The sequence below is a fragment of the Methanosphaera sp. BMS genome (assembly GCF_003268005.1).
Classification (GTDB): Archaea; Methanobacteriota; Methanobacteria; order Methanobacteriales; family Methanobacteriaceae; genus Methanosphaera.
This window is the reverse complement of sequence record NZ_CP014213.1, coordinates 267,564-293,402: the sequence shown is the minus strand read 5'-3', so window position 1 is coordinate 293,402 and position 25,839 is coordinate 267,564. Positions and strand designations below refer to the sequence as shown.

Annotated in this window: 17 protein-coding genes; 8 read left to right on the top strand and 9 right to left on the bottom strand. The window is 31.5% G+C overall.

What is annotated here, in order from left to right:
- Window positions 1-245 precede the first annotated feature (245 nt).
- The 3 genes from AW729_RS00970 to AW729_RS00960 all read left to right on the top strand — a co-directional run bounded on the left by AW729_RS00970 (window position 246) and on the right by AW729_RS00960 (window position 4,085).
- Window positions 246-2,693 (top strand): Ig-like domain repeat protein, encoded by a 2,448-nt coding sequence (locus tag AW729_RS00970; protein WP_112123319.1) that lies wholly within the window; start codon window positions 246-248, stop codon window positions 2,691-2,693.
- A gap of 135 nt (window positions 2,694-2,828) precedes the next feature.
- A complete protein-coding gene (locus tag AW729_RS00965) occupies window positions 2,829-3,644 on the top strand; it encodes a hypothetical protein (protein WP_112123318.1) in 816 nt (271 codons plus the stop codon).
- Window positions 3,645-3,722: 78 nt separating this feature from the next.
- A complete protein-coding gene (locus tag AW729_RS00960) occupies window positions 3,723-4,085 on the top strand; it encodes a hypothetical protein (RefSeq protein ID WP_162685704.1) in 363 nt (120 codons plus the stop codon).
- A 137-nt stretch (window positions 4,086-4,222) separates the two neighbouring features.
- Here AW729_RS00960 and AW729_RS00955 read toward each other — a convergent pair whose 3' ends face one another.
- Complete coding sequence (locus tag AW729_RS00955) at window positions 4,223-6,481, bottom strand: hypothetical protein (protein ID WP_112123316.1); 2,259 nt, start codon at window positions 6,479-6,481, stop codon at window positions 4,223-4,225.
- A gap of 398 nt (window positions 6,482-6,879) precedes the next feature.
- Between AW729_RS00955 and AW729_RS00950 the strand changes: the two genes are divergently transcribed.
- Window positions 6,880-7,980, top strand: coding sequence for an RNA-guided endonuclease TnpB family protein (locus AW729_RS00950; protein ID WP_112123315.1), 1,101 nt, complete (start codon window positions 6,880-6,882; stop codon window positions 7,978-7,980).
- A gap of 951 nt (window positions 7,981-8,931) precedes the next feature.
- Window positions 8,932-12,198, top strand: coding sequence for an ATP-dependent DNA helicase (locus AW729_RS00945; RefSeq protein WP_112123314.1), 3,267 nt, complete (start codon window positions 8,932-8,934; stop codon window positions 12,196-12,198).
- A 102-nt stretch (window positions 12,199-12,300) separates the two neighbouring features.
- On the opposite strand, the gene AW729_RS00940 is transcribed toward AW729_RS00945, so the two are convergent.
- The 7 genes from AW729_RS00940 to AW729_RS00910 form a co-directional block, all read right to left on the bottom strand.
- Window positions 12,301-13,326: a hypothetical protein gene (locus tag AW729_RS00940; RefSeq protein WP_112123313.1), complete on the bottom strand. Its 1,026-nt coding sequence runs from the start codon at window positions 13,324-13,326 to the stop codon at window positions 12,301-12,303.
- 62 nt (window positions 13,327-13,388) lie between these two features.
- Window positions 13,389-14,603, bottom strand: a complete 1,215-nt coding sequence (locus AW729_RS00935; protein WP_112123312.1) for a lipopolysaccharide assembly protein LapB — start codon at window positions 14,601-14,603, stop codon at window positions 13,389-13,391.
- 173 nt (window positions 14,604-14,776) lie between these two features.
- The gene (locus AW729_RS00930; RefSeq protein ID WP_112123311.1) at window positions 14,777-15,499 is read right to left on the bottom strand and encodes a hypothetical protein; all 723 of its coding nucleotides are present in this window, start codon (window positions 15,497-15,499) and stop codon (window positions 14,777-14,779) included.
- Between the two features lie 134 nt (window positions 15,500-15,633).
- A complete protein-coding gene (locus AW729_RS00925) occupies window positions 15,634-16,314 on the bottom strand; it encodes an adhesin (RefSeq protein ID WP_112123310.1) in 681 nt (226 codons plus the stop codon).
- Window positions 16,315-16,349: 35 nt separating this feature from the next.
- The gene (locus AW729_RS00920) at window positions 16,350-17,729 is read right to left on the bottom strand and encodes a glutamylcysteine synthetase (RefSeq protein WP_112123309.1); all 1,380 of its coding nucleotides are present in this window, start codon (window positions 17,727-17,729) and stop codon (window positions 16,350-16,352) included.
- 5 nt (window positions 17,730-17,734) lie between these two features.
- The gene (locus AW729_RS00915; RefSeq protein WP_112123308.1) at window positions 17,735-18,517 is read right to left on the bottom strand and encodes a class II glutamine amidotransferase; all 783 of its coding nucleotides are present in this window, start codon (window positions 18,515-18,517) and stop codon (window positions 17,735-17,737) included.
- Window positions 18,518-18,733: 216 nt separating this feature from the next.
- Entirely contained in the window at window positions 18,734-18,976 is a 243-nt protein-coding gene (locus AW729_RS00910; RefSeq protein ID WP_112123307.1) for a ribonuclease inhibitor, read from the bottom strand.
- Window positions 18,977-19,170: 194 nt separating this feature from the next.
- On the opposite strand from AW729_RS00910, the gene larE reads away from it, so the two are divergent.
- Together larE and AW729_RS00900 are read left to right on the top strand one after the other, a co-directional pair.
- Window positions 19,171-20,175: an ATP-dependent sacrificial sulfur transferase LarE gene (gene larE / locus AW729_RS00905; RefSeq protein ID WP_112123306.1), complete on the top strand. Its 1,005-nt coding sequence runs from the start codon at window positions 19,171-19,173 to the stop codon at window positions 20,173-20,175.
- Between the two features lie 5 nt (window positions 20,176-20,180).
- The gene (locus tag AW729_RS00900) at window positions 20,181-20,933 is read left to right on the top strand and encodes a HesA/MoeB/ThiF family protein (protein WP_112123305.1); all 753 of its coding nucleotides are present in this window, start codon (window positions 20,181-20,183) and stop codon (window positions 20,931-20,933) included.
- Window positions 20,934-21,084: 151 nt separating this feature from the next.
- Here AW729_RS00900 and AW729_RS00895 read toward each other — a convergent pair whose 3' ends face one another.
- The gene (locus AW729_RS00895) at window positions 21,085-25,131 is read right to left on the bottom strand and encodes an Ig-like domain-containing protein (RefSeq protein WP_112123304.1); all 4,047 of its coding nucleotides are present in this window, start codon (window positions 25,129-25,131) and stop codon (window positions 21,085-21,087) included.
- Between the two features lie 262 nt (window positions 25,132-25,393).
- Between AW729_RS00895 and AW729_RS00890 the strand changes: the two genes are divergently transcribed.
- Window positions 25,394-25,834, top strand: coding sequence for a C-GCAxxG-C-C family protein (locus AW729_RS00890; RefSeq protein WP_112123303.1), 441 nt, complete (start codon window positions 25,394-25,396; stop codon window positions 25,832-25,834).
- Window positions 25,835-25,839 lie beyond the last annotated feature (5 nt).

The window sequence follows — 25,839 nt, the reverse complement described above, 5'->3', positions numbered from 1 at the left end:
AATAAAATATCATAGAAGCAAAATAACAACAATAACGAAAGTTCTTAGATAAAAAAGCTTAATACGTGACAAAAGACATATACTTTAAATTTATCCCATGAAAAAAAACTCATGTTTTAATCCAATGGATTTAAATAAAAATCCAAAATAAAGAATAATAAAGAAAAATAAGATTGTAACATCAATATAAATATAAGCTATGCATATATAATTTATACAAGAAAAAGAGGTGGTGAAAAATCAAAATGAAAATTATTCACAAAATATTCCTATTTACAATACTAATAGTCATATTAACAGGCATTTCATATGCCAGTGAAATATCCAATGATATCCCAACATCAGAAGTCATAAAAGACGCTGATAATCATTTAGAACACGATATGACAAAGGAATATAAAACTAATAAAAAAGAAGAGATAAAAACTCCTACAAAAACAACAGTAACAAAAAACAATGGTACAATAGGTGAAACACTTGAATTAAATGCAAAGGTATATGATTCAAATAACAAAAAAGTCAACGAGGGATATGTACTGTTTAAATTAAACGGATTAACACTTAAAGACAATAAAAAGTTAACTGGCTCCGATAATCCACTCAAGGTAAATGTGATAAAGGGCTTAGCAACAGTCAACGTAACAGCAGACCTAAGTATGAGATATGCACAGAACCTAACGGCAGTATACTCAGGTACAAATACATATGATTCTTCACGCAGCAACACAGCCAAAGTACAAATCAAGCAAAGAGATGCATCCATAATCGTATCAAGCAATGTAAAGACAATAAAACAGGGACAAAAGCTAACGCTTAAGGCACAGATCTATGACATTACAAACAATCAAAAAACTACAAAGCTAATCCCATTCGAGGACGAATACGTATACTTTAAAGTAAACGGATTAACGCTTAAAAACTCCACGGGCGAAGTACTGAAAACAAAAGTCACCAATGGAGTAGCCATAACAAATTACACAATACCACTTGGATTATCAGGAGTAACAGATGCACAGACATTAACACCTAAAAATCATACTATACTCGCTGGATTCTACAATAAAAACTATCAGGAAAACATAAGAAACACCAGTACATTCCAGGTTGAAAGATCACCAATAACAATCACGATAGACAACGTGACAATCGACAACAAAAAACATCAACTCTCCCTTAACACATCAATCAGGGATTACCTTGGAAACTATGTATCAGGGCCAAACAAGTGCATAATTAAAATAAATGGAGTAAGCCTAAAAAATGGAACACAAGCAATGTACTACTACTCGACAAATGGAAAACTAAACATAAAAAATACCCCATTACCATTACAGGACAAATACAACACACTTGAAGTTGTAACACAGGACAGACTAGCATACAAAAGCGGTAGAAATACCACAAATAGATTCAACATAATAAAACAAGACACACAGATAAAACTGGATTCCATAGATAAAGTAGAATTTAATAAGAATGTAACTCTTACAGGTAAAATTATAGGCAAATCAAATGAAGTGTTAAACAACAAAACACTCACGGTTAACTTCAACGGAGCAACAATTAAAATCAATACGGATAACCAAGGAAATTTCAAATATTCAAATAAGACAAACAAAGTAGCAACCAATAGCATTACAGTAACGTTTGATGGAGACAGCAATTACCTTCAAACAAGCAATAAAACAACATTCACGGTTATACACATGCCTACAACAATAGATTATACCGTAAAGAATGTAAACTATGATGAAAATACTGAAATTGATGGATATCTAGGAGATAAAGACAACAATAGACTTAAACTAACTAGAGTTATATTAAACATCAACGGTGAAACATACTACACACGAACAGATGAATATGGAGAGTTTCACTACATCTATTGTACAAAAAAGGCAGGACAAAACAACATAACAGTCAAATTTAATGGAACAGAATACTACAACCCTGTGAGTAAATCAAAAACATTCACTGTATTTAAGAGAGAATCATCTGTATTTATAGATTCATTCCCAGATATCATATCATTAGGAGAATATATTACAGTATCCGGTGGAGTTATGAATGATAGAAACAATATGATAGCAAACGCCAACATTACAATCAAAATAAATAACGAACGATTCAACTTAAAAACAGATAAATATGGTTATTACACTTTCAACTATAAAACCACCAAAGTCGGAACAAATACTGTCGAAGCAACTGTAACCGGAAATGAAAACTATCTGACAAGTACCAATTCAAATACATTTACTGTAATGAAGACATATAACCTAACATTAAACTTCTATAAAGATAAATCTGATGAAATACTTGTTTATACTGATAGATTCGGATCATTTTATGAATATAGACCAGACTGGCAATGGCCACAAGGAGCATATGTATATGTTGAGGACATCTATATGGGCATAGATGGTCAAGCACAGAATCTACTGTTAAATGCGACGTTCTATTTCAAGAATTCTAATGGAAATATAATCGCAAGAGAGTTTACAGATTTTTCAGAAGAATACTTATCACATGAATTGATATCCGGTTATACTCCATTAAAAGTAACCGCGACATACCGTAAAAAAACTGATGAAGAAAAATCGTTATGGTATGATGGATATAGATATAATCCAATAGCTAAAGAATGGGTCAAAATGTATGAACCATATGATTATAATGGTGGAGAGACTTAATCTTCATCATATAACTTTTTTTAAAGACAACTTATTTATTGGTTATTTATTTTGCTTCATCTATTTTAAGATTAATTATTTATATTCAAAATGTTATATACTATAATTATATTAAAAAAAATTAGGAGGTTTAATATGGAAGTCAGCGATTTTAAAAGATATAATTTAAATTATCTTGCAATAATCATAGGTATTATATTTATATTCCGATCAATAATCATCTCATTAAGTTTTAATCAAATTACAAATAGTTACCTCTTAAAAATAATTGCAATAATAGTCGCTAGTTTGATAGCAGTATTAGGAATTATTCTATTTAATAAGGATTATAAAATTACTCTTGCATTATATATTATTGCCATTATAGGATTGATATTGGGCCATTATACAGGGATTTACCCATTTGTTTTCTTTGCTTTAGCGTTAATTTTAGCTTATTATGAGAAAGATAAATCGGATAATACAAATTTGATAGACTCAGATAGTCATTTTTTTGGAGATGAACCTAAAGAAATAAAAAAAGTTCCTGAAAAGAACTTAAAACTTATTCCAATTGTCTCATTAATATTGATAATATTGTTATCTTTATCCATTACTGTTGTATCGGACATGGAAGTAAATGACCGGGCTAATGCTATAAATATAACTGATTTGAATGCTGTAACTACATCAGAATATGGATACCCCCAAGTCAATATAACCGGTAAATTAACTTCTTCCGAGACATTTGATAGTGTTTCCGTTAAAACATATTGGTATGATGAACTTGGAACTCAAATAAGTGAAACTTATGATAGCGGAATTAAAAGTGAAATCAAGAAAAACCAGACATATCAACTAGATTCACATTATTATGGTCAAAAGGATGCAAAAATGCCTATAAAAGCAGAAATAGTAGTTAAAGATTTAAAACATGATCAAATAGTCTATTCAAAAAATGTGACATACTAAAAGGTGATTTATATAAGAAATAAAAGGATGATAACAATAATAATTATAGTCATACTTCTATTATTAACGATTTTTATAATGGGAAGTAATTATTTCAATAAAAATGTAGAAAACAAATCTAATAATACATCCGTGGAAAACATAAGTGTAAACAATACCAATAGCACCCAAAATGATAGCAATAATTCATCTATTAATGATAGTAAAAATAGTCAAAAACCAATACAAAGTTCTACTAAAAAATCATCAACTAGCAAACAATCTTCACGGGCATCAGGTGAAGGAAGTTCCATATTAGATTCAAAAGGAAATACTTTAGCACCACCAGATGATAGTGGAAATTGGGTTGTGATGAATGGTAAATACAAACGTGCCGTAACTTATAAAAATGGTCATTATTATGATTATCATGGAGATAATGTTGATCATAAAATGAAATAAACCCCTTATTTTTTTTAAAAAACATTACTTTATCCCTTTTTCAATTATATATCTAAATTTACATAAGTAATTAGGATTAAAATAAGAGAATATAGTGTAGGATTTTATTTAAAAAAATAAAAAAAAAGGTAATTTTATTAAATTGTTACATTGAAACTTGTTGCAGTGGATTCTATTTTTCCATATAACATTGAATTATATATTGCATAAATTTCATGAGTACCTATTTTTAATGAAGATATATCATAATTTTCAATTGATGCCACTCCATTAACTATTTTTACATAGATAACTTTACCATTGGCATCTTTAACTGTTTTACCATCTATTTTAAATATTATTATACCTTCATTAACAGTATAATTGTCAAGACTTTCAATAGTTGCTTTTAAGGATATTACTGAAGTTTCTTGAACATTATCATTAATCTCAACATTCAATTTCACTTCTTTTTTATCAATATAAACAGTTTTTTCGATTTGTGTAGAATTATATTTGGAAGATCCCACATATTTAACAAGGATAGTTACATTTTTATCTACAAAAGTTTTTGGAACATCATAAGCAACACTTGCTGTTCCATTAACTACTTTTGCATAGATAACTTTACCATTGGCATCTTTAACTGTTTTACCATTGATTTTAAATACCACTTTTCCAACATTTATCTTATTAAATTTATTATCAAACAATTGCACGGTAAACACAGTAGTTTTCCCCGGAATTAATTCAGTATCACTTAATTGAATATTCACATTGTTATCTGATAGAGAAGAAGGGTTATCTCTAATGATAATTGAATCTGTATCCGTGGATGTTATGGATATAGCATTAATACCCTCACCATTAGCTGATCTTAAATAATTATACTGTATAGTCACATTTGTTACTGTTTTATTAATTATAAGAGCATAATCAGCATTGCTAGTGATGTTATTGTTTTCTATTAGCACGTTTTTTATTTGATTGTTTCTTTTACTGGATAAGTATATTCCATCGGTGATGTTATTGTTTTTAACTGTTAATGTATCTACTGCACCTTCTTTACTGGTTAGAGTGATTGCACCATTGATTTGTAAGTTTTCCAGGGTAATGTTTGCAGGAATAGAGCTTGAAGAATCACCCGTTTTTACGGATACATTACCGTTTATTGTACAATTTGACAATGTTATGTTCTTTGTATTTGGTGGTATTGTTACATTACCGTTAATTGTATTGTTTGCAAATGTCATATTGGATGATAAAGTAAGGGAATTTGCTGTATTATTGTATATCTGAGCATTAGCTGCAGGTACTAACTCACCTTGAACTGTGTTGTTATATACTATTCCGCCTTCAGGACAATATAACTTACAACCATATAATTCATTGTTTATGATTGTTGTGTCAATACTTTGTGGTCTTCCATCTGCCATATACTGTTGTGTAATACCTGTACCGTTGTAGTAGATTTTATTGTTTGATACAATATTCTCCTTACCACAGATTACAATTCCCCAACGTATGGAAGATGGGTTTGCTGGTCCATATATTGTATTGTTGTCTATTAAATTGTGGGAATTTAATGTATTTGATGATGTTATATTTTCATTTACACCCTCAACGTTATATGTTGTCAGGTATATTAAATTACCCACCTCTCCAATACCTCTTACAACATTGTTTCGGATAGTACAGTGACTTGCCCATGCCAATACAAAATTACTACTTCCACCATTGTTTTCGGTTGTGAACGTGGAGTTTTCAACTATAATATATGATGAGTTGTCCCTGATTGAAGTTTGACCCACACCACTACCTACTCTCTGATTTTGTACTTGTGTAGAAATATTGTTTATTTTTATATGATTTGCATTTTTAACATAAAGCTGTGTATTGTAAAGGAATATACCACTGATATTTGAGTATGATCCACCTTTGGTAACCATGAAACATGGAATATCATCATCCCCAAACATGGATTGAGCAGTTGTATTTAAATAAATACGACTGTTAGCTTTGGAAGCTGTTATATTCACCGGCTTATCAATTACAAGGGTTTTACCAGGCCGGTCAATATTACCCAGGAAATCCAATGTATCACCGGCAGAAACACCGCTTTTTAAACCAAGACTGTCTTCACTGTAATCGAAATAGCTGTCAATTGTACTATTAGTAATTACTATTGTTTTTGGAGCAGTTTTAATGTTCTGCTCATCTTTTACTATTTTATCATTTGCATTGACATCACTTTCAAAATTATCAGACACACCTGCTGTTTTCAAATTGGATTCATCTTTAACAATCGTTTGAGTGTTAAGAGAATCTCCCCCAGCATTTTGTGAAATATCCGAAGATGATGTTACATCATCAACGGATGCACCTGCAGCTGATACTGCAGATACGCTAATAATCAAGAAAATAATAGCCAATACAAATAGAATACATTCTTATTTAACATTTTATTCTTTTGACTCCTAATCATTTATAAATTATTAAAAAATTTTATTTTAAGTGGCTGTTGAAAATGTGGTTGAAAAAGATATTTCTTTATAAAAAAATATGTTTATATTTGTCTCATGTAATGTATGTATATTTTTTTGTATAATATTTTTTTTAGGATTGTTTATATTTATTATTTTTTGTTATATTTTTTTTGGAATTGTTTATATTTTTTATGTTATTTTATGTATTATTTTTTAGTTTTTTCGTGTTTTATCGAAACATTTATATACTAGTTATGATATATTTATCGTAACGTTCAATTATTGTTGGATGTTGTGTTTATGATGTAGGGAGTGTGGATTGTTTTTTGATGATGGGTGTGGTTTATCGTTTGTATCCTTCTGATAGTCAGGAAGTTTTGATTAATCAGACTTTTGGATGTTGTCGTAAGGTTTGGAATTATTTCTTGGATGGTCGTATCTTTATGTATGATCAGTTGGGTATTGATTATGGCTATGTTGAGTGTTGTCGTGTTTTATCGGAATATAAAACTCATTATACTTATCTTAGGGATGTGGATTCTACTGCGTTGCAACGTGAAGTTAAATATTTGGATGAAGCTTTCAAAGCGTTTTTTGATAAACGGGGTGGATTTCCACATTATAAGAGTAAGAAAGATGATAAAAAAAGTTATACTAGTGTCAATAATGGGAATACTATTCGTTTTTATGGGGATGAGATTCGTTTACCTAAAGTTGGATGGGTGAAAGCTAAAAATAAACTACATCCGGAAGGCAGGATTTTATCAGCAACCATTACACGAGAACATACAGGTAATTATTATGTATCTGTAGTATATACTGATGTGACTGTAGAAAGGTTACCTGCCAGTGAAAATGTTATTGGATTAGATGTGGGAATAAAGAACACTGTTGTTATGAGTGATAATACAGTATTTAATCAGTCGCCACGGATTATAAAACTACAAAATCATATCATTTTCTTACAAAAGAAATTATCCAGACAAAAAAAGGATAGTAATAACTACAAAAAAACCAAAATAAAAATAAGTAAAACATATAAAAGAATACATAATATAATAAATGATGAATACGATAAATTATCCACCAGATTAATTAGAGAAAACCAAGTAATTGTAATTGAATCATTAAACATTGAAGGTATGATGAAAAATCATAATCTTGCAAGACAGATACAAACAAAAAGTTGGAATAGCTTATTTAACAAATTACAATACAAAGCAGATAGATATGGTAGAACATTAATCCGAATAGATGCATGGTATCCCAGTTCAAAATTATGTCATAATTGTCACTATGAAAATAAAGAGTTGACATTAAATGATAGAACTTGGACTTGTCCTAAATGTAAAACCGTACATGACAGGGATTATAATGCGGCCTTGAATATCAAAGAGGAAGGATTAAGAATATATAATGAAAACTTTTAACCGGGGGGTTCCTGGGGCTAGCTTGTGCTACTATGAAGGGAAACCTTTATTTAAGCAAGAAACACATAAGAATAAACAAAACATAATCAATTGTACATTTTTTTGTATTATATGTAATGTTTTGACTAATATTGTGACTTCAAAATCTTTCAACCAGATTTTGAACAACACCATTTTAATAATATCTTTTGAATAATGATAGTTATATCAAACATAGTATTTAATTCATTAGATAATAATAAAATTTATCCAATAATTTTAACATTTACATTAAATCATATAAAAATAATTAATCATAAAAGAAAGAAATTAAAAAGTAAGGGTTTAATGATTTGATGTGCTAAAAAGACCAATAACAGATCTGAAAATAAATCAATAACTATTTTCTATTTTTTATTTTTTTTTATAAGTGGGATACTTCTCTCACCTACTTATACTATTAGTTTAGAAAGAATATATAGTTTTTCGAGTGCAAGTACCTACTTACATCGTTAAATACGGATTAAAAATAGAGTAATACTTAATTTATATAATAATATTGTTTAAATAAATTTTTACTTAATTTTCCTATTTTAGTAGACCATTATACTGCATATTATTTCTCTTTGATTTTTTCAAAAATTATGGGTTTTCTCAACAGAACAATAACATGTAATATATTGTCTTCAAAAAATATTTCCAAAATGATCCAAGATGTGAAATTATATGCTAATAATTCTTATAGATATTATCCATCATCAAAGAATAATGTACATGTAACAAGTGCAATATTCAAATGTATATCGGTAACATAATGAAATAATAAATAGACCGTGAAATTTTGATGGTTGTACTCCAAACTATGTGAAATATTAATCATGATTATAAGATAATAAAAAGTAGAATCTGATAGATAGATTACCCATAATTGTTGATAATAAAAATTTAACAAAACATCCAAGGGATTAAAATATGAAAAACTTATACGAAGTTAACATCATATATAAAACTAAAGATAAAACAATTATTTTAATATACGTGAGTACAATGTCTGAAGTTATACCTAAAAAAAAGTTAAATGATGAACAGAAAGATGCCGTAAAATACGATGGAAAATCCTTGCTGATTAGTGCAGGTCCCGGTGCAGGTAAAACTTTCGTATTAATAGAAAGAATCAAATATTTGCTACGAGAAAAAAATGTCAATCCAGAAAGCATACTTGTAATTACATTCACAAGAAAAGCTGCCGATCAATTAAGACAAAGGTTAAGTAAAGATGATGAAATCGACGAAGGCACTGTTAATAAGATGTTTATAAATACCATCCACTCATTCTGTATTAATTTTTTGAGTGAAAATGGTTGCAGTGATATTAATCTTCTGGAAAGTGAAAACAACAATGAACGTAAATTAATGTTTCTACGCAAGCATAAAAAGAATTTAGGTTTTACAAGAGAAGCACATATGAGTGGTAAAAACTTACATGCCGTAGTAGACAAATTCAATGAATACACCACATTCAACGTGAAAACTCCGGAACTTGTAGAATATATACAAGAAAATCGTCCAGTATCACAGGAATATAAGGATTTAATTGCCAGTTGTGGTGAAGGTGATGATTTTGAATACCCATATGATGAAGTAAGAAACGATGAAGAACTTAGGGAAAGTCAATACAATGCAAGATACCTGGCAATAGCAAAGGCATATCCCGAATACATTAATTTATTAGAGCAAGAAACATCATATGACTTTAATTACTTACAAGTTAAAGTAATGGACATATTAAAGAATAATGAATCAATAGCTAAAAATTCCAGGTTTAAAAATATATTGATAGATGAATATCAGGATATAGATCCTATACAAAATAACATATTTACTGCTTTATCAAAATATTCGGATAGCTTTACAGTGGTAGGTGATGATGATCAGAGTATTTACGCTTTCCGTGGCAGTGTACCTAAATATTTCACTGACTTTGCAGATAACATCAGTAAAGAGAACAATCCCCACAAATCATCTGTGAAAAAATTATCAACTAATTTCAGGTCATGTCCGGAAGTGGTAGAGTATAATGAAGAATTGATATGTGATGATAGGGAAATTGAAAAAAATCTCATCCCCGATAGAGAAGATAAAGGAGGAGTGTATTACTTAATAAATGATGATAACAAAACTCAAGCAGAAAAAATAGCAAAAATAATTCTTCATCTACGTCAATCCGATAAGATTAAACAATACAGTGATGTTGCACTTCTAATGTCATCTGTAAAATATAGTAAAGGAATAAATGAGATACTTGAAACATTCAACAACTGCAATATCCCATATAATTTATCTGAAAATGAATCACTTATGAGTAATCCAGAAGTTAAAGCCATGATAATCCTATTATGGTACATGAAAGAAGATAGTGACAAGATTATCTTAAGCAGTTGGGAAAAGGATTGGTTAAACTTAAGTGCATTCAGTCAAGTTCAGGACATATTAAACTTGGATGACACAACCTGTCAAATACTTGCAGATATCGAAGAAAGATACCAGGAAAATATATTGGAAGCAGAAAAGGAAGTCTATAAAGAATTAACTGGCAAGACAAGTAGATTGAAAACATTTAAAGGTGTGTTCAATAGGGATGATGAGATTGTAGAGGAAGTATTAAATAAAGTTGAAAGATTCGATTTAAGTAGCAAGACAAGAAATGATTTAGAAGAACTTGGCATAACAAATAAACATGATTTAGACCTGTTTGAAAACTTATATAATATCAAAGAAAAATTATATGATGCAAATACGGAATTCTATGAAAAACCATCAATCCTAGAGATATATTATGACATATTACAATATTCCGGAATTCTAGAAAACCGTTTGGAAAATCCTACAGAAGACAACGAAAGAATACTCAGAAACCTAGGACAAATAACAGAAACAATATCAAATTATGAAGAAATAGTTACAAAGTATAGTATAAATGGATTGCTATGGTTCATATTCCAGGAATTTGATAACTACGCCACATCAACAATCGAATCCGATAGTATTGACAAAGTACAGATTATGACCGTGCATAAATCCAAAGGACTGGAATTTCCTGTAGTAATAATCGGATCAATCATGGAAGATAAATTCCCCAAACATACCGATATCTGTGTAGAAGCTGAAAAAAATTACGTCCATGGTAGTCCAACATATTACACACCACTGGAATATCTTGAGTATAAACAAAAAGCGTACCATATAGAAAATGATACAGTTACTGAAGATGATGTAATCGAAGAAGAAAATAAGGAAGCAAAAAGAGTATTCTATGTTGCAACGACAAGAGCAGAGGACATACTGATATTATCTTCAATCAAAGACAACGAAGGAAATGTACCAAAAATAATGGAATCAACAATAGACGATGACAGATACCAAGAAATAACAGATAATTATAATGACTTGGTAGAAACACAGGCTAAAGAAAAAGAACCTGAAAAAGAACGATTAAAACTTAGTTATACCCATTTATCAGAGTATGATAACTGTGCACAGGAATATAATCTTAGATATAATTACCAATTTAAAAATTCAAAAAATAAAGCATTGACATTTGGACAAGTGGCCCACACAATACTTAACCTTATACATCAAAAACAAATCAGATATCAAAAAGAGGGACAAGGACAAGTAACAAGCAATGAAGAAATTAAAGAAATCATAGAACAAGTAAAGTTATTTAATCAAAATCTAGAAAACAATGAAAATGATGAATTTAAAGAGATAGAACAATCAATATACACTTATTGGGATGAAAACAAAGACAAATATGAAATAATAGGTTCAGAAGTGCCATTTTCCATTACCTATGATGATTATGATCTTGAAGGAAAAATAGATTTAATTGTTAAAGATAAAAATAGTGATGATATAACAATTATCGACTTTAAAACCACAAATGAGAGAAATAGCCAAATATTAACAGACAGATACCATAAACAATTATTTACTTATGCGATGGCAATAAGAAAACTACCCGAATACGACAAATACAATATCAAGGAAGTCATGATTTACTCCGTTAAATATTCACAAGCCATACCTATAGCAATTACTGATTTGAACATTACTGATGTTGAAAAATCCATAAACAATACTGTTGATAAAATATTAGATGGAAATTTCATCATGTGCAGTGATGACAGCAGATGTTTCAATTGTGAATACAACAAATCAATATGTCGAAGAAAATAAATACCCAAAATTAAGAACAAATAACCAATATGATTTAAAATGGGAGGATACCTTGAAAACAAATGTTTTGGTATCCCACCAATAATATTCTTAATAATTCCATCATACAAACAAGGTATGAAACTCATCATATCCATCAACTATTTTTACATGATTTTTATCCACCGTGACATATTCAATTTCTTCCAGTTTTTCAATGAACGTGGCAAATTCCTTTTTATCTAATCCGAACATCATATATGCTTCTTTTTGCAGTTGTTTTACTGTCTTTTTCGGATATCTTTCAAGGTATTTCGTTAGCCATATGATCTTGTCCCGTGCATATGAATATATGCCATAATCCTCATCGGATAGCCTTATTCCATATACTCCCATGTTGATTTCTTTTTGACAATTATTACAATAATCGGTTGGACTGTCATCACTTACACAGCATCCGCCCAGATATAAGTCTTCATCATCAGGATTAACCTGTACATATCCGTAGGTTATTGGTATTAAGTTTTGTCCACATGTTGGACATTTATTCTCGTTATGTCTATAGCAAATGGCATCAATCCAGTCAAGATAAAATTTACTGGCATTCTGACTTTCTTTATCTGCCAGTTTATCCCATATGATTTTCATGTTCTTGTATACTTGCATATTTCGGCCATTTTCCATGAGGATATTGTAACAGTACAGTGCTTGTTTGTATTTTCTTGAGTTAAAGAGTGCATCTGCCAAGTCTTCCAAGTCGGATCGTATCTCATTAATTGTTATTTCCATCGAGTTAAGAAGAACATATGCCTGTCTATATTTATGGAATCGTACAAGCAGATTGAATTTCCTGTTTAATGCTTCTGTGTTATCAGGGTTTTCTTTTAATATTTCTTCATAAGCGGCTATTGCCGTGCCGATTCTTTTTGTTCTGTAGTATATGTCTGCTTTTGCTAGCTGTATTTGAAGATTATCAGGATTAAAAGTTAGTAAGATGTCACATAGTTGTATTGGATTTCCAAAGTGTTTCCATGAAAGTAATGAGTTTATCTTGGCAATCCATAACTCAATGGTATTTCCTTTGATGGTGTATAATTCATTGAAGAAGTCATGGGAGTTAGCATAGGTATTGTTAACAGTCTTGTCCAATACATTACGATACCAGTCTTCAATAATCCATTCATCGGTACTTATCCTAGTGGAATCCGGTGTTAGGTTATTGAATGTTTTATTGACTTTTTTAATATGTCATATGCTTCATCAAGATTTCCTTCTATGAAATAATCTGTTGCCTGTTGTTCCATACACCTGATTTTATCAAATACTGTTTTTTTATGATGGATTAATCCGTCGGGTTTTTCAATTGCCAAGTATTCATCATATGCCTCTAATGCTTCATCATATAATGTCATACTTTCCAGCAATTCAATTTTTCTTAGCAGTAACTCCTCTTTTAACTCATTGATGTGTAATTTGGAATTAATCAGAGTTAATGATTCATCTTTTAGATAATAGGATTTGTTTATATCCAATAAGGTCATTATTGCATCCTTGTTTTTGCCATCCAATTCGATTATCCTTTTATAGCATTCGCGTGAATAATCCGTATCACTATAACGTGATATCATGGCAGTTACTTGCAGTAATTCCAGATTATCAGGATATTTATCCAGTAAAACATATGAGTAAACCAGGGGTTCGGCAAATTGTGAGAATGCGTTCATTGTTTCAAGTTTATCAACCCATATGCTAATAGTATCATCCAGATTAAATAGCATATCCAACGTTTCTTTGCTATCATCCGTTTTATCTATGCTATCACTGAGCAATTCATACCACCGGTTTATTTTATCCTTATGGCATTCTATGCTATCGCGAATTGACTTATGGTAATCCACAACCTTCAGGTAATCGGATAATGATTTTTCATAATCACCACTGACATATTCATAAACTGCCTTCTCCTCATAAAGTACAATCAATCTTTTAATTGAAGCACATGTAAGATTATCTTCCGTCTCAATTGAGGTTATTTTATTGGTTAACCTTTCTATCAGTTTATTTACGTCCTTTAGCTTAAAGGACAAATGTTTGTATTTAATGCAGTGAGAATCAGTGTGATGTAACTTCCATAGTTTTTTGGAATATTCTCTTGCACTTTTATAGTTACCTAATTCATCGTTCAATCGCATCAGACTATATAATATTTCATCATCTTCATAATATAATCTATTTAGCTTTTCATATAGTTTTAATGAGTTAATATAATCGTTTTTACGATATAATGATATGGCTTTGAATTCCAATCCAAATCTTGACCTTGAATCAATATCCAATATTTTATCACATAGCTTTAATACATTATCATAATCATATTTGGTTAAATATTTCTTTGTTTTATTTATTAATATTGTTATTTCATCCATAGCAATCAAACTCCCATTATATTTTATAAGTAAATTATATTTTGGCATAAGTTATATTTAAATTTATTTATTAAATATTCCAAAATGTGAATGGGATATTTGATTAAAAAAATGCTAAGATAAAAAAATGATAATTATTAATCAAAAAAAGAGTATGGATAATGGATTAACTATCATCCATATCCATATGTTTCTATTTTTCCACTTTTTTTATGGACAACACGGAAGTATCCGTCATCGTAGTGTACCTTTTCATATCCGTCACCCATATCTTCACGGGATGTCTCGTGTTCCTTTGGATTCCATCCATCCTGTGTTATCTTATCCTCTTCTCTTTGTGAAGATGATTTTTGGCTGCCTGATGAGGATTTTTGGCTGCCGGATGATGACTGTGTTGTTGTGTTGTTTGTCTGATTTTCTGTCGTGTTGTTACCGGTATTGGCATCTAATTTAATGGTGCTTAATATGTGTTCCATATCACCTTTATCCTGTGTTATTACAAATAGGTTTTTGTGTGTGTAATTTGTCAGATAGGTATAGCGATTTACTGTTTGAGTGTAGTTGTATGTGTAATTGGTGCCATTTTGTGCTTGGTTATTCATCTGTAGTGCGTCCCTTACTGCTGCAAACTGTGTTGCCTCGTCAAAGTCATTTAATCCCATACCTTCACTGTCAAATAACAGTACTGTTATGTTGTTTTCCGTATCATTGTAGATATAATAGTTGGCCGTCACATTGGTTACATTGGCACTGCCATTTTTTACCTCAAAGGTTAATCCGTCTATTGTAACGTTCTTGTATTCCGTTTGAGGTGTCAGCATGAAGTATGCTCCAACAGCGACTCCTATTACTGCTAGAATGATTAAGACTATAATCAATAAGTTTTTTGTTCTCATAATTATTATTATCAATATCCACTTATTAATAACTTGTCACGTTTTAATTATTAGTTTTCATCATTCTTATTTGAAATCTTTCCTGAATGGGTTCATCATTGAGATATTTGTTAGGTTGTATGCTTTATGGGGTTTTAGTCTTCGATTGCAAGTGTAAAATCCAGGGTATCTATTATTTCAATTAGTCTTTCGGCATTATCCAGGGTTTTTTGCATGTCTTCGTAGGAGTATGTTTCATATACTATTGTTGCTATGCCGCTAGCTGATGTTGGTTCTGTGATATAGGATGGACTTGTACGATATTCGGGTGCGTAGTATTCTATGTCACTCCATGTGGAGAGAATCTTTTGAATATAGTGTTCTGATTTTGTGTCAAATCCGGGTGCGAATATGAAGTTTGTTATTTCATATTTTCCCGGTCCTCGTGTTCCCTTGTTTGAATGAACATCTACAAAGAAGTCATAGCCACCGTTTATTATGTGGTTTGCCACGTATTCCTGTGCAAGCAGTTGTCCATCCATTCTTCCCTCATCATTTGTATCTTCCTTTGTTACGTTGATGTTGTATATGTAGTATTTGTAGTTTAATGATTCATCTTTTGAATGTATTGTTTCAAAAAATGCCCTGTGGGATTTGCTTTCATAGGGATGCATTCCTATTAGGCAGGCTATCTTTATTTTGGAGTTGTTGTTTCCGTATGGTCCGTGTATATGTACACTTCCCAGTTTGTTTTCTCCCAGTAGTTCTGCATTGTATTCTCTTGAATTTACTTTTGCCTTTGTTGTTGGACCGGATGGGTAATCAGTTTTTGTCATTTTATTTAATTCCTTTTTTGTCTATAATTATCCTATTATCCGTACTCTTTTATTAATTCTTCTATTGTTTTGTTGGCTTTCAGTGAATCTATTATATTTTTTGACGGATTTGTCCTTCGTCTTATTCGGTCATATAATGGTTTTAAAAACTTTTCTTCATCCAATCCCCTTGTGTTCAGCCCATCTGATGCCAAATCAACGATTTTTCTGGATAAATCATATAACTCGTCTTCATCCAGAAATTCGGGTATTTCATATTGTATGAGTAGCTTTCTTAGCCTTGATGGAGTATACTCTTCATATAGACCGGATTTATCGATTAGCTGATTTAGTTTATCAAGGTTATCCTTTAATCCAAAGTGGAATGCCGCTACACTCATTGATTCGTCTACCGGTTGTGTGCAGATGCTTCTGAATTCTATTGTACCCCTGAATGTGAGGTTGATGAATTTGAATGGCCGTAGGTATTCTATGTCATCGGGTGATGGTGTTATGTTTATTTTTTCATATTTTCCATCATGATATATTTCTCCTTCAATATCGTCATTGGCGTAGTATTCATCGAGTGGTATTGATGGGAAGTTTATGTAGGAGTCGTTTCTCATTACACAGTACATGTTTAATGATTCCAGGTAGCTTATCAATTCGGGTATGTCCTTTAGCGTTTGGTCGTACATTCCTATGTTGTGTGGATTTATTCCATGTGTTGAGTATTCCCATAGTATGTCCCTGTAGCATGTTATATCATGATTTTCCTCATATAACAGTGAGTTTGAAAATAGCAGTGCCTTTATGGGCTCTATTTTTGTAAATGTGTTTATCGCCTTTATCAGTTCATCTTCCCGTATATCCAGTTGTACCTGGGAGGCCGAGGAGAACATTCCGTATTCCGGGTATTTGTGAAATTGTATTGGGGGATTTTTGTAGTTTTTGTATGATTTGAGGTGATGGTAGAGCATCAGGTATCTTTCGGATGGTATTGGTATTTCATGGTTATATTTTCTGTAGGGATTTATTCCCATCCCCGTTATCGTATGATTTTCCTGTTCGAGTGATTCCTTCATGTAGTTATAATACTCGTTGAAGCGGTCGTTTATTGTGTGAAGATCCTTTTCGGGTCCCATTGCAAATTCTATGTTGTTGTAGGAGCAGTCATAGCAGAGTATGTCAGATGTTTTTGGATTTTTGAGTGCGTAGGTGTTTCCTTCATAATCCTTTGATGGCTTGTTGAAGTCTGTGAATTCTTTCTTGAATTTTTCGGTTGCATGGTGTATTACGTTGAAGTCAACTGCCTTTTTTTCAAGGTTTACTATGGGCATTTCCAGTTCTATTCCTATGTAGTTTTTCTTGGCCTTTGTGGGCTTTATGAATTGATTGTATATTCTTTTCTGTATTTGGTTTTTTGTTTCGGTCATGTTTTTTATTCCTTTATTGAATTGATAAACTTATTGAGGTATTCTTCATGTTCCTTTGTTTGTATGAATTCGTTTTCATGTTCTTTACTTTCGAAGATTATGTTTCCGTCCACCAGTGCAAAGAGTTTGTTTAATTCTACTTGCTTCCATCCTTCTTCGTCATTGACTGGCGTTGATGCTACCATGAAGTAGTCTTCACCCTTAAGGTAGTATAGGGTTTCTTTCATGTTGGAGTGTATATATGTTAGGTCTCCGTCATGTATCATCAAGTTTAGCTTGTTGTTTTTGGATATGTCGGTTACTATTTCTAAGAGTATGTTGAATCTTTCTTTTATCGTTGCCGGTGCCTGTTTTTGTTTTTCGAATTCGTTTATCTTATCTATTATGTATAATAGTATTCTTTCGGAGTCTGTGTCTCCTTTTTCTATTTTTTTATATTTGTCGAGTGGAGGATAATCGAATATGGTGCCGTTGTGTATGAGCATCCATGTTCTGTTGTTTGCATCAATCTGCGTGAATGGATGGCAGTTTGGTGATATTATCTCTCCGACTGTTGCCAGTCTTATGTGGGCAAATACGTTTTTGCTAACAAGTGGGTTTGAGAGTATGTCCTTTAGGTGTTGGCTGCATGATGCTTTTTGGGCTTCCTTGTCTATGATTATGTTTCCCTGCTGCATGTTTGCCAGTCCCCATCCGTGTGGGTGGTTTTCGGAATGGTTATAAAAGCATTCCAGACATTTGTTTATCTCCTGTGGTTTGTTTGAGTTTAAACAGAATATTTCGCACATTTTATTATCCTCCTTTTGTATTGAATTATAAAAAATAATAATATAACAATTGTTATATTTGTTAATAGTAGTATATTGATGATGATATATAAACTTTCGCAAGAAAAAATAAAGGAAAGAATGAAAAAAGTAATAAATAGTTTCCCTATAATCAGGAATGATTAAATAAATCCATCCTACAACTAAAAAAGAAGCCGGCAAATAGTAAAAAGGACATTAATCCAACTTTTCAAATTTGACAAGTTCATTATAGTCGGATGCCCTTTCAAAGACATCAATCAAGTCACTATCCACATTACTGCTATTTTTCAATGTTATCAATGTCTTTGAATAGAATCCTATCAGATATTGATAGATATCCTCATAATCACCGTCAAAAACGGGCAAGTCAAAGCTTTCTTTCAGGTATTCAATTTCATTTTCATTAATTTTATTTCCGTCTAATTCTATTTTTGTCATATCATCACATCTTTATAACAATTGTTATATATTTAATGTTATATAAACTATACTGTAAAGAAGAAGTGAATAAAAAATTAAGATAATTAAAAATAAATAATACATAACCATAAAAATACTTTTATATAACAAAGTATGTCTATGAAAATCATAATCCTAAAATTTTAAACAAACACCAAGAGATTAAGGATAAAATGAATCTAGAAGAAAAAATAAGTAAAGTAAAAAATGCATTGAAAGACAAAAAAGTGCTGCTTGCATATTCATCCGGATCCGATTCAACATTACTGGCACATATCTCAAGCGAAGTAGCCGAAAAGACCCTGCTTGTAACAATAGACAACGGATTATTTGCCGAAAACTTCATAGAAAACGTAAAGAGTTCAATAGACAACCTTAAAGTGGAACATGAAATAATAAACATAAACTTCCATGAAAATGAGGAAATACTAGAAAACCGTAGCGACAGATGCTACATATGTCGACAGTTAATGTATGAAAAAATCAAAGAAACAGCCCAAAAAAAAGGCTATGATTACATCATCGACGGAAACAATTTAAGCGACCTGACACTGGACAGACCCGGAATACTCGTTACATATGACAACGACTTTAAAACGCCACTGATGGATGCGGGTTTAACATCCAGGGATATACATGAATACCTGGAAAAAAACAACATACCCTACCATAGAAACACGACATGCCTTGCAACACGACTAAAGACGAATACACCAATTACACGCGAACGGATAGATCAGACTGACAGATGTGAAAAGATTGTAAAAGAAGCAACCGGCTGTCAAGTAGTAAAGGTTAGAAATTTAGATACAAGTGCTATAGTTGAAGTGGATGACATATCCCGGATTATGTCAGACAATAAATATAAAGAGATTAACGATAAACTAAAAAGTGAAGGATACAAAAAGATTCTGTTAAACTTAACGCAGCTTGAAGATACTGAGGAGATTGTGTTGGACTATGACAAGGGTAACTTCAAATACCAACTGCCATATAAAATCAACATAGAAAAAACAATAGAAAACATGAAATACATCGAATATGATGAAGAAAAGATAAAAACAGAACACATCACTATAAGAAAGGATGGACTAATAGAAGGACATGACTACAAAAATTATAGTCAAGCATATGACGACTTTACAAACATACTTAGAAAAATAAGAAGAATAAGGTGATAAACATGCCAACAAGATACATTGGAGATGGATACTGGGAAATAGCATCCCGTCAAATGAGTATAGTGGATAAAAAACAACAGGAAAAATTCAAGAAAGCCACGATAACGGTAATCGGCTGTGGAGGAATCGGTGGAGAATGCATAGAAATGCTGGCAAGAATGGGAGCAGGACATCTTAGACTGGTAGATGAAGATGCATTCGATCTATCCAACCTGAACAGGCAATCACTCTCAACACTAGACAAACTGGGACTGTCAAAAAGCAGCGTGGCAAAGGAAAAGGTAAGATTGATAAACCCATACGTCAAGGTAACCTCATTCAACGAACATGTAGACACAGACAACATAGCAGAAATAATAGATGACTCCGACGTGGTAATAGACGCATTGGACAACGTACTTACAAGAGTAATAGTCTCAAGATATGCCAGAGAAAACAAAATCCCATTCATCCACGGAGCAATACATGCAACATCCGGACAGGTAAGCGTATTCCTTCCGGACTCCAAAAGCTATGAGGAAATGTTCAACCTGCCATCACAAAACAGGCCACTGGATGATGAATGCCTGCAAAGCCTTAAAAAGGTAACAAGTGGAGTGCCACCGGTAATAGGTCCAACACCAAATATCATCGGATGTATGGAGGCATTTGAAGCATACAAGCTAATAACAGGCATAGGTGAGGTATGCGTAAGCCCTAATGTGCTCACATTTGACCTGCTTGATTTAAAAAGCTTTGATGTGATAAACATATAACCACCCTTCAAACCTTTTTTAATGCAGGTAAACTAACTTTTAACCCAGACATTGATTGCAAGTGTAAAATAAGACATGGAAAATAGATTTGAATATATTATTGCTCAAAATATAATTCAATAAAAAAAAAGGAGTTTAGGGGAGATTAAGTTTATTTAACAACCTTAATAACACTTGTAGTGTTACGTTGACTCTTATATGCCAGCCTATCCTGTGTTACTATTTCTATACTAGCATATTTATTGTATGCAGGAATATCAATATTTTTAATGGTTAGTATTCCATTGGTTGAATAGTAATACATCGGTTCTGTACCATTTTTAAGGCTAACTCCATTAATTTTAATCACACACTTATTAGGACCACTTACTATATTACCAAGATAATCCTTAATAGTTGCTTTTAGTGATAGTTTATGAGTTTTATTGTTTACTGTAGCATTAGCTATGCTAATGGTGATGTTTGATCTTTCAACCTGGAATGTACTGGTGTTTCTGATATTTTCCTGGTAGTTTTTATTGTAGAAACCAGCAAGTATTGTGTGATTTTTTGGTGTCATGGTCTTACCGTCAGTTACACCGGATAATCCCAGCGGTATAGTGTACTTGGTGGTTGCCGTACCGTTGACCACTTTAACCTTAAGCATATTTCCTTTTGAGTCTTTGAGGGTTATACCGTTTACCTTAAAGTATACGAATTCATCAGCAAACTTGGCAAGGTTAGTTGATTTTTTACCGTTTGTGGTATCGTATACCTTAGCTGTTAACGTTAATACCTGTCCTTGTTTTATTGTTTTGACATTACTGCTTACTACAATGCTGGCATTTCTCTGAGATACCTGTATCTTAACAGCACTGCTAGCTGAAGCATTGTAAATAGCTGTACCAATATATGATGCTGTTAACTTGTCGGCATTTCTCATATCCAAGTCAGGTGTTATTGTAGCAGTGGCTACTCCATTGGTTACTTTAACCTTAAGTGGATTGGATGAGCCTGTGAGTTTACCATTGTCTTTGATTGTCACACCATTTAATTTGAAGATTAGATTTCCTTCATTGATTTTTTTATTGCTTGTATCAGTTACTGTTGCCTTGAGTGTTAGTTTTTCTCCTATGATTCCTTTTACTGTGGATGTTGTGGTTTTTGTGTTAATCTTATTTTTAACTGTTATCTTTGTTGTTGCGGTACTGTTATTGTATTGGCTGTTTCCTTTGTATGCAGCTGTAATTGTCTGAGTTGAAATCTTCGTTGGAGTGTATGATTGTGTTACCACACCATTAGCATTTGTTTTTAAAGTGTATGATTTACCGTTAATGTTTAATGTAATGTTCTGACTTGCAAGCTTTTTATTGTTTGCATCCGTTAATGTAGATGTTATGGTAATCGGCGTGTTGTTAACTGGTGTTGAATTTGACACACTTAACGTTAGTTTTGTGTTTATCTTCTTGACTGTTATCTTAGCTGATGCTGTACTGTTATTGTATTGATTAGTTCCTTTATATGTAGCCGTAATTGTCTGAGTTTCAACTTTTACAGGTGTATAAGACTGTGTTGCCATACCATTACTGTTTGTTTTTATTTTATATGTTTTACCAGCAATATTTAATGTAATGTTATGATTTGCAATCTTTTTATTGTTTGTATCCGTTAACGTTGCCGTGACATTTATTGGAGTATTGTTTATCGGTGTAGTGTTAGATACAGTAAGCGTTAATTTTGTGTTAATTTTCTTGACTGTTATGTTGATTGCCGTCGTGTTTTTATTGTAGTTTGTATTTCCGTTGTATGTTGCAGTTATTTTTTGTGTTCCACTAATTGTTGGTATGTATTCCTGTGTTGCTATTCCTTTATTGTTTGTTGTTATGTTGTAACTTTTTCCATTAATGCTTGTGGAAATCTTTTCATTTGAGAGTGTGTTGTTAAAGTTATCTTTTAATGTGTATGTCAGTTTAATTTTCTCATTTACCGTTGGATTAGTGTTATTTGATGAGATTGTGATTGTTGTATTAAGAATTAATTTTGTATTAATGAATATATTCTCTGTAATTGATGATTCTGATGCAGAATTATATATGATATTAGGTAATGAAAACGTGTTATTAATGTTGTCCTTTATTATAACTTCAGATCCATTATTATATATTGCATTTCCAGTATTATTTAGGATTGTTTGATTGAATGTATTTTTTATAATGGAGATGTTTGTACCATTTGTGTTAATTATTGTTTTTGGTGTTATTTCTGAATTTGTAAATGTATTATTAATTATGTTAATATTGTTCCCATAATCTTTACAATCATTCCAAGGATAAGATTCTCCCGGTGCTACACTGACTGCTCCTGAATAGAAATACAAATAGGTTGAACCTGTATTTACTCTTGTTTCAGTATACCAATAATATGATCCATTGTTGTATATGGATGTTCCATTTTTTGCATAATTGTTTGTAAACGTATTTTGAGTTATATTCACATTATTAGCGGCATTGTATATTGCCCCTCCATTGTTGGTTGCATTGTTATTTATAAACTTATTATTTATAATCTCATAAGGCCCTGGATTATCCTCCATATCCCCAACATCTTCATATTCTTGTTTATTATATATAGCAGCCCCATTTCCAGCGTTATTACTTTGGAACATATTACCATTAATTGTTACATAATCACTTATACTGTATATGGCTCCACCGCTTCTGTTTGCAATGTTGTTTTTTAGTGTACTGTTTGTAATTGTTAAGTTTTCAGCATTGTATATTGCTCCACCATTATTTGCACTATTATTGTTAAAGGTACTGTTTATAATTGTTAAAATTTCTCCATTGTATATTGCTCCTCCAGTACTATTTGCACTATTATTGTTAAAGGTACATTTTTTAATGGTTAAATTCTCTCCAAAGTTAAATATTGAGCCTCCAGTATCATTTGCATAGTTGTTGTTTAGTGTGCTGTTAATAATAAGTAAATCGGCCTCATTAATTATTGCACCTCCAAGTTCTTCTGCATAATTATTATTTAAAATTGAATCTGTAATATTTAACCTACCATAAAAATTGCGTACTGCTCCACCATACATATCTGCATGATTATTGTTTAATACTGATTTTGTAATTGACATAGTACCGTTATTATTAAGTATTGCTCCTCCAAATTCTTCTGCCGTATTGTTTGTAAATGTGCTGTTAGTTAGTGAAATTTCTCCAGTTCCGGTATTAAAAATCACTCCACCATATACTGCCTCATTATTATCAAACAAATCATTTTTTATTTTTGATTCATTTGAATATATATTGTAAATTGCTCCTCCACGACTTCCAGTAGTACCATTACCCGCAGTGTTATTGAGATATTTGTTATTTGTTGATTCAAATGAACCAAAACGTGACACTAATGTTCTAGTTTGACCAATAGGCATTCCCCCAGCATAATGAGTAGTTGTAAACCAAACAGTGTATGATTCAAAACATATTGCTCCACCATACCATTTTGCCTTGTTGTTTTTGAGGGTGGTGTTTCCAATAATCAAATCGGTACCATAACTATATATTGCTCCCCCATCATCATTTGCAGTGTTATTGTTTAGTGTGGAGTTTATGATTGTTAAAGTTCCTTCATCGTCATATATTGCTCCTCCATCATCATATGCATAATTGTTGTTTAATGTTGAGTTTATGATGGTTAAATTACCTTCAGAGTTTGATATCGCTCCTCCACTACTTGCATAACAGTTAGTTATTTCAATATTCTTTATGGTTATTTTACTGTTGGAGTCAATATCTAAAAATTGATACTGATCTTTTCCATTTATTGTTTTTCCATTACCATTAATTGTAAGTGTTTTTATATCTTCATTTAAGGTTGTGTCACTGGAAAGTATTATATTTGATTTAATGTTAACCGTCACAGTATCATATTCATCACTAGTCAATGCTGAATGCAATGAGTCAAAGTTTGATACGTCATACGTCTTACTTGCCGTTTTTTGATTTTTATATTCTTTTGTTATTTCTTTACTTTCTTTTTGTTCTGTTATAGTATCTTTTACTGTGTTATCCATAATGGGTGTATCATGAATACTAATATCTTGTGTATCACTGATAACTGCAGTATCATTTGATACTTCACTAGCATTTACTACACCTAATAGTAACAAAAGTAATGTAGTTACTATGAACATCATTGTAATTTTTCTGTTCATTTTTACATTTTCTCCTATTTTATGTTATTAGTTATATCATTATTGCAATATAAAGCTATTAAAGGATTTGGTTTACAAGCAATCTCTTTATATGAACAATTATTAGTCAAAAAAGTAAAGAAATTGTTGTTGAATGAATTTTACATTTATTTTCCCATTATTTATTTTGTTTAAATTGCATAAAAGAATATATTTAAACAATAAAGATAATAATTAACAAGTAGATAATTGGAGTATCAATACTAATTGTAGGTGTATAAATATGAGTCATTGTAGCGAGGCGTTAAAGTATTTTGAAGAGAAATTTCACTGTTCACAGGCAGTATTTGCAGCATTCTCCGAGGAGTATGGTGTTACGAAAGAACAGGCATTGAAGATAGGCGGATGTTTCGGTGGTGGTATGCGTAAGGGAGAAGTATGTGGTGCATGTACCGGTGCATTGATGGTACTGGGATTGAAGTACGGTAAAAGTCGTGCGGATGATGAAGAAAGTAAATTAAGGTCTGATGAAGTATGTGACAGATTTTTAGATGAATTTAAAGAGGTAAACGGATCATATATCTGTAATGACCTGTTGAATTGTGACATTTCAACAGAAGAGGGTGTTGAATATGCACTGAAAAATAATCTGTTTACTGAGTTTTGTCCGAAGATGGTTGAATCAGCCGTAATTATCACTGAAAAAATCTTAGAGGAGTATTAACTCCC

Excerpts from the sequence above, each read along its gene's own strand:
- larE (WP_112123306.1), top strand. The coding sequence starts at position 19,171 with ATGAATCTAGAAGAAAAAATAAGTAAAGTAAAAAATGCATTGAAAGAC.
- AW729_RS00895 (WP_112123304.1), bottom strand. The coding sequence starts at position 25,131 with ATGAACAGAAAAATTACAATGATGTTCATAGTAACTACATTACTTTTG.
- AW729_RS00945 (WP_112123314.1), top strand. The coding sequence starts at position 8,932 with ATGAAAAACTTATACGAAGTTAACATCATATATAAAACTAAAGATAAA.
- AW729_RS00900 (WP_112123305.1), top strand. The coding sequence starts at position 20,181 with ATGCCAACAAGATACATTGGAGATGGATACTGGGAAATAGCATCCCGT.
- AW729_RS00915 (WP_112123308.1), bottom strand. The coding sequence starts at position 18,517 with ATGTGCGAAATATTCTGTTTAAACTCAAACAAACCACAGGAGATAAAC.
- AW729_RS00925 (WP_112123310.1), bottom strand. The coding sequence starts at position 16,314 with ATGACAAAAACTGATTACCCATCCGGTCCAACAACAAAGGCAAAAGTA.
- AW729_RS00960 (WP_162685704.1), top strand. The coding sequence starts at position 3,723 with ATGGGAAGTAATTATTTCAATAAAAATGTAGAAAACAAATCTAATAAT.
- AW729_RS00970 (WP_112123319.1), top strand. The coding sequence starts at position 246 with ATGAAAATTATTCACAAAATATTCCTATTTACAATACTAATAGTCATA.
- AW729_RS00930 (WP_112123311.1), bottom strand. The coding sequence starts at position 15,499 with ATGAGAACAAAAAACTTATTGATTATAGTCTTAATCATTCTAGCAGTA.
- AW729_RS00910 (WP_112123307.1), bottom strand. The coding sequence starts at position 18,976 with ATGACAAAAATAGAATTAGACGGAAATAAAATTAATGAAAATGAAATT.
- AW729_RS00920 (WP_112123309.1), bottom strand. The coding sequence starts at position 17,729 with ATGACCGAAACAAAAAACCAAATACAGAAAAGAATATACAATCAATTC.
- AW729_RS00965 (WP_112123318.1), top strand. The coding sequence starts at position 2,829 with ATGGAAGTCAGCGATTTTAAAAGATATAATTTAAATTATCTTGCAATA.
- AW729_RS00935 (WP_112123312.1), bottom strand. The coding sequence starts at position 14,603 with ATGGATGAAATAACAATATTAATAAATAAAACAAAGAAATATTTAACC.
- AW729_RS00890 (WP_112123303.1), top strand. The coding sequence starts at position 25,394 with ATGAGTCATTGTAGCGAGGCGTTAAAGTATTTTGAAGAGAAATTTCAC.
- AW729_RS00950 (WP_112123315.1), top strand. The coding sequence starts at position 6,880 with ATGATGGGTGTGGTTTATCGTTTGTATCCTTCTGATAGTCAGGAAGTT.